At 70.3% G+C, this 7,526-nt stretch carries 9 protein-coding genes; 4 read left to right on the top strand and 5 right to left on the bottom strand.

Annotation, left to right across the window (positions count from 1 at the left end; translation table 11 throughout):
• Positions 1-109: 109 nt before the first annotated feature.
• Both AB0H37_RS42230 and AB0H37_RS42225 read right to left on the bottom strand, forming a co-directional pair.
• A complete protein-coding gene (locus AB0H37_RS42230) occupies positions 110-538 on the bottom strand; it encodes an MmcQ/YjbR family DNA-binding protein (protein WP_360618269.1) in 429 nt (142 codons plus the stop codon).
• Positions 539-575: 37 nt separating this feature from the next.
• On the bottom strand, positions 576-968 hold the full coding sequence (locus AB0H37_RS42225) for a nuclear transport factor 2 family protein (protein ID WP_179831400.1): 393 nt from the start codon (positions 966-968) through the stop codon (positions 576-578).
• Between the two features lie 118 nt (positions 969-1,086).
• Here AB0H37_RS42225 and AB0H37_RS42220 point away from each other — a divergent pair, with 118 nt between their 5' ends.
• The 3 genes from AB0H37_RS42220 (at position 1,087) to AB0H37_RS42210 (ending at position 2,724) form a co-directional block, all read left to right on the top strand.
• Positions 1,087-1,659: a PadR family transcriptional regulator gene (locus tag AB0H37_RS42220; protein WP_329097412.1), complete on the top strand. Its 573-nt coding sequence runs from the start codon at positions 1,087-1,089 to the stop codon at positions 1,657-1,659.
• A gap of 158 nt (positions 1,660-1,817) precedes the next feature.
• Positions 1,818-2,153, top strand: coding sequence for a hypothetical protein (locus AB0H37_RS42215; protein WP_360618267.1), 336 nt, complete (start codon positions 1,818-1,820; stop codon positions 2,151-2,153).
• Positions 2,143-2,724, top strand: coding sequence for a hypothetical protein (locus AB0H37_RS42210; RefSeq protein ID WP_360618266.1), 582 nt, complete (start codon positions 2,143-2,145; stop codon positions 2,722-2,724). The genes AB0H37_RS42215 and AB0H37_RS42210 overlap by 11 nt, the downstream gene beginning before the upstream one ends.
• An 18-nt stretch (positions 2,725-2,742) precedes the next feature.
• Here AB0H37_RS42210 and AB0H37_RS42205 read toward each other — a convergent pair whose 3' ends face one another.
• The gene (locus AB0H37_RS42205; protein WP_329097406.1) at positions 2,743-3,144 is read right to left on the bottom strand and encodes a MerR family transcriptional regulator; all 402 of its coding nucleotides are present in this window, start codon (positions 3,142-3,144) and stop codon (positions 2,743-2,745) included.
• Between the two features lie 49 nt (positions 3,145-3,193).
• On the opposite strand from AB0H37_RS42205, the gene AB0H37_RS42200 reads away from it, so the two are divergent.
• The gene (locus AB0H37_RS42200) at positions 3,194-4,075 is read left to right on the top strand and encodes an NAD(P)-binding domain-containing protein (protein WP_360618264.1); all 882 of its coding nucleotides are present in this window, start codon (positions 3,194-3,196) and stop codon (positions 4,073-4,075) included.
• Between the two features lie 119 nt (positions 4,076-4,194).
• Here AB0H37_RS42200 and AB0H37_RS42195 read toward each other — a convergent pair whose 3' ends face one another.
• Complete coding sequence (locus tag AB0H37_RS42195) at positions 4,195-4,602, bottom strand: NUDIX domain-containing protein (RefSeq protein WP_329097402.1); 408 nt, start codon at positions 4,600-4,602, stop codon at positions 4,195-4,197.
• 192 nt (positions 4,603-4,794) lie between these two features.
• Entirely contained in the window at positions 4,795-7,422 is a 2,628-nt protein-coding gene (dnaB, locus tag AB0H37_RS42190; RefSeq protein WP_360618262.1) for a replicative DNA helicase, read from the bottom strand.
• Positions 7,423-7,526 lie beyond the last annotated feature (104 nt).

Here is a 7,526-nt window from a genome sequence, read left to right as displayed (position 1 = left end):
GAAGTCGGTGAAACTCCACTACGCCAGGAGGTCCTCTTGCTGATCAAAGACCTACCGGTCAGGTGTCACCAAGATCATGGCCAAGTACACCTAGCGCGACGGTCGCCGGTCAGGGCTTCAGGTCGGGATGGTCGCGCAGCCAGGCGTCCGCGCGCCTGCGCGACGCCTGCGACAGCCACGCGTCCTGGACGACCTCGGTGAGTTCCCGCAGCGTGAGCTCGCCGAGGCGGCTCGCCCGCACGAGCACCGAGCGGTGGCCGTCGAAATGCGGCGTCGTGAAGAAGGGCGACGCCTCGTCCTGCACCAGCGCCTTCTTGTCGGACTCGGAGGGCACCCAGAACACGATCACGTCCGGGTGGCGCTCGCCCGTGACGGGGTCGACGGCGTCGGGGCGAGGGGTGCGGAAGAACACGAACGACTTGCCTCCCACCTGGTACACGGCGTTCCCGCTCTTGCCGTACTCCACCGTGACGTGAGGCATTCCCTGTGCCAGCTCGTGCACGTCCTCGTCCCGGGCAGGACGGTCGTCAGCCTGCATGCCGCGCAGCGTACCCCGGGGCCGGCCGGGGTGCCGGTCAGGCGCTGAGCACCTCGCGCTCGATCTGCTCGAACTGCGCGCCCATCGCCTCGGCCAGCGCGGTGGCCCCCGACAGCGGGCGCACCATGACCGTCAGCTCGTCGATCAGGCCGTCCTCGTCAATGTGGAGGAAGTCGCACCCGTGCACCTCGCGGCCGTTCACGGTCGCCTGGAACATGAGCGCGTGGTCGCGGCCGTCCGCGCCGGCGATCTCCCGCACGTAGCGGATGTCCTCGAACACCCGCGCGGCGGCTCGCACGATCGCCGCCGTGATCGCCTTGCCACGGTACGGCTTGAACACGACCGGGCTGGTGAACACGGCGTCGTCGGCCAGGAGCCCCGCGATCGCCGCCGTGTCCCCGGCCTCGACCGCCCGCCTGAACGGATGCATGCGGCACCCCCGAGATATCCAACTTGTTGAATAGGTGCAAATTACACTAGCCGGGTCACGAGGGGCCGTCCACCGGGCGGCGACGTGGCGACGATCACGGGCCGATACGCTCGAGACCATGTCGTTGCGGAACGCGGTCCTGGCCACGCTTCTGGAGGGCGAGGCGTCCGGGTACGACCTGTCCAAGAGCTTCGACGCCGGCGTGGCCAACTTCTGGATGGCCACGCCCCAGCAGCTCTACCGGGAGCTGGAGAAGATGGCCGCCGACGGACTGATCCAGGCGCGGGTCGTCCAGCAGGAACGCCGTCCCAACAAGCGCCTGTTCTCCCTCACCGAGGCCGGCCGCAACGCCCTGCACGAGTTCACCGCCAGGCCCCCGCGCCCCGGCGCGATGCGCGAGGAACTGATGGTGCAGGTCCAGGCGGTGGACGCGGGGGACGTCGAGGCCGTCATGGCCGCCCTCCGTGAGCGCCGGACCTGGGCCGAGTCCAAGATCGCCCGCTTCGAGCGGCTCCAGGCCCGCTTCCTGAACGGCCGCACCGAAGCGGAGTACCTGGCCGCGGCCGACCGGATCGGCCCCTACCTCACCCTCATGCGCGGCCTGGCGTTCGAGCGCGAGAACCTCCGCTGGTGCGAGGAGACCCTGAGCATCCTCGACCGCCGCACCACGAGCCGCCCCCTGAAAGGCTGACCGGGGTTCCAGTCGCTTGGTGCGTCCGAGCACGGCCGACCGGTCACTGATTCGGGCGCCGCGCTGGTGCTCGCTGTTTCCGGCCGCATGTCATGTTCCGTGGGGTACCGATCGTCTAGTTCTTAGGAGCGGACGAATCGGCGGCGAAGGAGGGTGGCATGTCGGACGAGGACGGGAAGCGAGCAGCGCACCGCGCCCTGGTGGATCGGGTGCTGAACGGGGAGGGGAAGGCATCGGCGGAACAGCGGGCGTGCGCCTTCGGCAACGACGGCCTCTCCCCGCCGTTGGACACGCTGATCGGCAAGATCGTCAACAGCCCGGCGCAGGTCACCGAGGCGGACCTGGCGGCGGCGAAGGCGTCGGGTCGCACTGAGGACCAGGTCTTCGAGCTGGTGGTCTGCGCTGCGGTCGGCCAGTCCGACCGGCTGTACGGGGCCGGACTGGCGGCCCTGGCGGAAGCGACCGGCGAGGGGAGGCCCGATCATGCGGCTTGACGTCCTCGACCACGGCTACGGCCCGGGAACCAAGCTGCTGTTCGCGCTCATCCGGCTGTTCTCCAGGCATCCGGTTCCGGACGCCGCCAAGCTGGTCTTCTACCGGCCCGACTTCTACGGCGCCCGGGCCAAGGCGTTCACCCACGAGGCGATGCGCGGGCCGTCCGACTGGTCGGTGGGCGACCGGGAACTGATGGCCGCCTATGTGTCCAAGGTGAACGAGACCGCGTTCTGCATCAGCGCGCACACGGCGACCGCAAGCCAGGCATACCAGGACGGGCCACGCGTCGTCGCGGTGCTGGCCGACCTGGAGTCCGCCCCCATCGATGAGCCGCTGCGAGCGACCCTGCGGATGCTCGGCAAGCTGACGGGTGAAGGAACGGTCGACGCCGAGGACATGCGGGAAGTGCTGGCCGCAGGTGCCTCACCCCAGCAGGTCAAGGACGCCCTGGCGGTCTGCGCCGCATTCAACGTCACCGACCGTCTCGCCGACGCCTTCGGCTTCGCACTGCTCACCCCCGAAGCCTTCGAGGCAGGGGCCAGGTACCTGCTCAAACGCGGCTACCGCTGACCGCACAACACCCCCGTCTCAGGCGGGAAGGGGTTCCACGCAGGCAACGGGCGGACAGGTCTCGCCGTCCGTCCGCCCGGCGGCGTCGATGTAGCCGACGAGGGCGTCGCGGGATCGGGCGAGCCGCTCCATCCGGTCGTCCAGTCGCCGCAGCCGTGTCCGCATCGCGGCCAGAAGCTCGGGACACCCGAGCAGATCCGGGGTCTCCCCGGCCGCGCAGGGCAGCAGATACGCGATGTCCTCAGAGGACAGTCCGGCACCGAGCAGGTGCCGGATCTGCTTCACCCGCACTACGGCCGCGTCGCCGTACTCTCGGTAACCGTTCGCGCCACGATCCGCCTCCAGCAGGCCCTGCGCCTCGTAATAGCGCAGCTGATGGGCCTTGACGCCCGTCCGGCGGCTCAGCTCTCCGATCCGCATCGCATCCTCACTTGACCTTCAGACCGGTATCAACGTCAACGATGCTGCCATGGGCAACAACAACACCGACATCCCCGTGACGGTCATCGGACTCGGCCTGATGGGCCGGGCACTGGCCGGCGCGTTCCTGAAAGCGGGACATCCCACGACCGTGTGGAACCGCACGACCTCCAAGGCCGACCACCTGGTGGCCGAAGGCGCACGGCCGGCGCCGACGGCCGGCGACGCGCTCAAGGCCGGTTCCCTGACGATCATCTGCCTCACCGACTACGAGGCCGTCCGCGAGGTACTCGACGCCTGCGAACTGGACGGCACGACGCTCATCAACCTCACCTCGGGTAGTTCGGCCCAGGCCCGCGAAGCCGCCCGATGGGCAGAACGCCGCGGCGCCCGCTACCTGGACGGCGCCATCATGGCCGTCCCGCCGGCCATCGGAACCGCCGAGGCGGTGATCCTGCACAGCGGGCCGCGACCGGACTTCGCGGCGCACGAGCCGACACTGGGCGCGCTCGGCACCGTCACCTATCTCGGCGAGGACCCGGGGCTGGCGTCCCTGTACGACGTGGCCGGCCTGGCCATGATGTGGAGCGTCCTGAACGCCTGGCTCCAGGGCACCGCCCTGCTCGGAACGGCCGGTGTCGACGCCGCGGCGTATGCGCCGTTCGCGCAGCAGATCGCCACCGTTGTGGCCGGATGGCTTCCCGGATACGCCGAGCAGATCGACCGCGGCTCCTTCCCGGCCGAGGTGTCGGCCCTGGAGACCGACGCGGGAGCAATGGCGCACCTCATCGAGGAGAGCGAGGCAGCAGACATCGACACCGAACTCCCGAAGCTGATCAAAGCGATGGCCGAGCGCTCGATCGCCGCCGGCCACGGAGCGGAGCAGTACCCCGTCCTGATCGACGAGTTCCGCAACCCTCAGGGAGCCTGACCACTCCCGGAGTGACGGCACGGCGAAAGTACTCCGCCCGCATGGGTGGCCCGGGCGGTGGGACCTGCATGGGTCCCACCGGGATCTGGCCCGCAACCCGCCCGGGCCAGCCTGCATGTTCAGGGGCCGGCCACCGCACCTGCCGCGCCGCCGAGCAGTCCCCGGTCATGGAGCTGCTGGAGCGCTTGGATGACGAACGGGGGAACCCGCAGACCTGCCAGGCCGGGCAGCGGGTAGAACTCCAACTTCACGCCTTCGGTCAGCGGAATCGTCGCGGGATCCCCATGCCAGGAGCCGGTGAAGAACACGACACGATCACCATCAGGTCCTGATGGGACATCCAGCCGTTGTGTCAGGGGGAGGCTGAGCCCCGTCTCCTCGCGAAGCTCCCTGGACATCGCCTCGGCCGGAGTCTCGCCCGGTTCGGCGAGACCGCTGGGCAACGACCAGTACCCCGGCCATGCGATCTCGGGGAGATCGTCGCGCAGATGCATCAAGATCTGCCCGAGGCGATCGGTGAGGATCACCGCTACTCCGAACGGTTCGTGCTGCCGCCCAGCGCTGACCATCCGGCGCCCCTCCACGAAACGAAGGTCTGGCGGTGCGAGAACAGACCGCGCTCACAACGCTCTTGTCCTCCGAGGTATACCCGCGAAGAGCCGACAATCGGACCCGGGGATCCGGCAACGGCCGCCGCCCCCGGCAGCAGCCGGGGCGCGTTACTGGGCCATGTCCACGAAGCGGCTGTAGTGGCCCTGGAAGGCGACCGTGACGGTGGCGGTGGGGCCGTTGCGGTGCTTGGCGACGATCAGGTCGGCCTCGCCGGCGCGGGGCGACTCCTTCTCGTAGGCGTCCTCGCGGTGCAGCAGGATCACCATGTCCGCATCCTGCTCGATGGAGCCCGATTCGCGAAGATCGGACACCATGGGCTTTTTGTCGGTTCGCTGCTCGGGGCCTCGGTTGAGCTGGGAGAGCGCGATGACCGGGACGCCCAGTTCCTTGGCGAGGAGCTTCAGCGAGCGGGAGAACTCCGAGACCTCGACCTGGCGGCTCTCGACGCGCTTGCCCGACGTCATCAGCTGCAGATAGTCGATGATCACCAGGCGCAGGTCGTGCTGCTGCTTGAGGCGGCGGCACTTCGCGCGGATCTCCATCATCGACATGTTCGGCGAGTCGTCGATGAACAGCGGCGCCTCGGCGACCTCGCTCATGCGCCGGGCGAGGCGCGTCCAGTCCTCGTCCTGCATGGTGCCGGACCGCATCGCGTGCAGCGCCACCCGCGCCTCAGCGGACAGCAGACGCATCGTGATCTCGTTGCGGCCCATCTCCAGGCTGAAGAACGCCGAGGCCAGCCCGTGCTTGATGGACGCGGCGCGGGCGAAGTCGAGGGCGAGCGTCGAGTTGTGGGTCGGGACGCAGGAGCGCCCCGCCAGGTACATGTGGTCGTCGTTGTCGACCTGGACGCACCGCACCGGCACGCTCTCGACGGGCCGCACATCCACGATGTACCGCACCGGCGCCTTCGGGTGGACGTCAGCGCGCTGCCGGGCCGCCTTGCGCGGCAGCCGGAACACCGTCTCGGCAGGGACGAAGCTCATTTGCCAGAGGTCTTCCCCGGGGGGGTCGGCGGTCATGGCGACGTCATGGCCGAGGCTGACGAGCAACTCGCGCAGGTCGCCCGCGAGGCGTGCGGACGGGACGGCGACGTCGAGGCTGCCGTCCCTGGAGATGTGCCCGCAGACGTCGAGCAGCCCGGCCAGCAGCGCCCGTCGCTGAGCGGCTGAGGCCCGCAGGTACCGGGACGGGATGTGCTTGCCGCCGAGGAGGCCGAGCGAAGCGAGCCGCCCGCGTACGCCGGACAGCAGATGGCACCCGAAGACGGCCTCCGCGGCGACCTCCTGGCCGGTGGCCTCGATCTGGGTGATGACGGAGCCGTCCAGGCAGGTGATGCTGGCGTCGTCATCGTCGCCGGCGCCGAGCCACGCGCCGAGGACATAGGGGTCGAGCGGCAGGTCGGCCTCGGGGAGGTCGAACACGGCGGCGAACTCGACGGCGCGGCGGGGGCCGCCGTCCAGGGCCGCGAAGATTTGCTCGGTCGTCTCGATCCGGTGGACGGTCTCGCCCTCGTGCGGCGAGGCGGTTCCGTGGCCTTCCCTCTGGGACGGTGAACCCGGGAGCGCTCCGTTGGGGTCACCCGCTCCTGGGGAGCGGTCGGCGGCGTGGACCAGTGCGGCCTCGCGCGCGCCGGAGGCGTTCGTTGCCTGAGGCACGACGAGGCAGGCGTCGGTGAGGCGATGCGTGCGCGGGCCGGACCTGCCGGCCATGCCCGCGGTCGGGCGAAGCGGGGCGTTCCCGCGACCTGGGAGAGGGCCGCGACAGGCGGCTTCGGCGACCGACTGCTGGGCCTCGCCCGCGGCCGGTCGCCGGCCGGGAGGGCGGGACGCTTCCCAGGAGGGGTTCTCTTCGGTGGTGCGCCACTGGTGCCGGGCGTCGGCGACGATGACCTCGCCGTCGGAGAACTCGATCTCGTAGCAGGGGCGGCCGCGCATCACCTCGGTCGCCGCGACCACGCGGGTCGGCCTCCCGTCGGCTCCGATCAGCTGGTCGCCGGGCCTGACCTCGCCCATCGTCGTCCAGCCGGCCGGGGTCGGGAGCGGCGTGGCGACGTGCAGAGCCTTGCCCATGGCGGGCCTCGCGGCGACGACGATCATCTGGCCGGGGTGCAGGCCGTTGGTGAGGGCGTCCAGGTCGGCGAAGCCGGTGGGGCAGCCGACCATCTGGCCGCCGCGGCTGCCGATCGCCTCGATCTCGTCCAGGGCGCCGGGCATGATCTCGCTCAGCGCGACGTAGTCCTCGCCGGCGCGCTTCTCGGCGATGGCGAACACCTCGGCCTGCGCGCGGTCGAGGACCTCGTCCGCGTCGGCGCCGTCGGCGGCGTAGCCCATCTGGACGATGCGGGTGCCGGCCTCGACCAGGCGGCGCAGGATCGCGCGCTCGTGGACGATCTTGGCGTAGTACCCGGCGTTGGCCGCCGTGGGCACCAGGGAGATCAGGGTGTGCAGGTAGGGGGCGCCGCCGATGCGGCCGATCTCGCCGTTCTTGGTGAGCTCGCCGGCGACGGTGACGGCGTCGGCGGGGTCGCCGCGACCGTAGAGGTCAAGGACGACGTCGTAGATGATCTGGTGGGCGGGACGGTAGAAGTCGGGGGTGCGCAGCAGCTCCACGACCTCGGCGATGGCGTCCTGGGAGAGCAGCATGCCGCCGAGGACGCCCTGCTCGGCCGAGATGTCGTGCGGGGGGGTGCGCTCGAACTCATGCTCCTGCGGCCCGATATCCGCAACGCTCACTGCCACACCCCCTTCGTCCTGGCCCGCCGGCGGCCCCGTCCGCACATCGCCGGCCGTTCACCTCACGTCTATCCCTCGCGTCGGACATTCTCCCGAGGGCACGC

Source organism: Actinomadura sp. NPDC023710, assembly GCF_040639875.1.
GTDB lineage: Bacteria > Actinomycetota > Actinomycetes > Streptosporangiales > Streptosporangiaceae > Spirillospora > Spirillospora citrea.
This window is presented reverse-complemented; position numbering and strand designations above follow the sequence as displayed.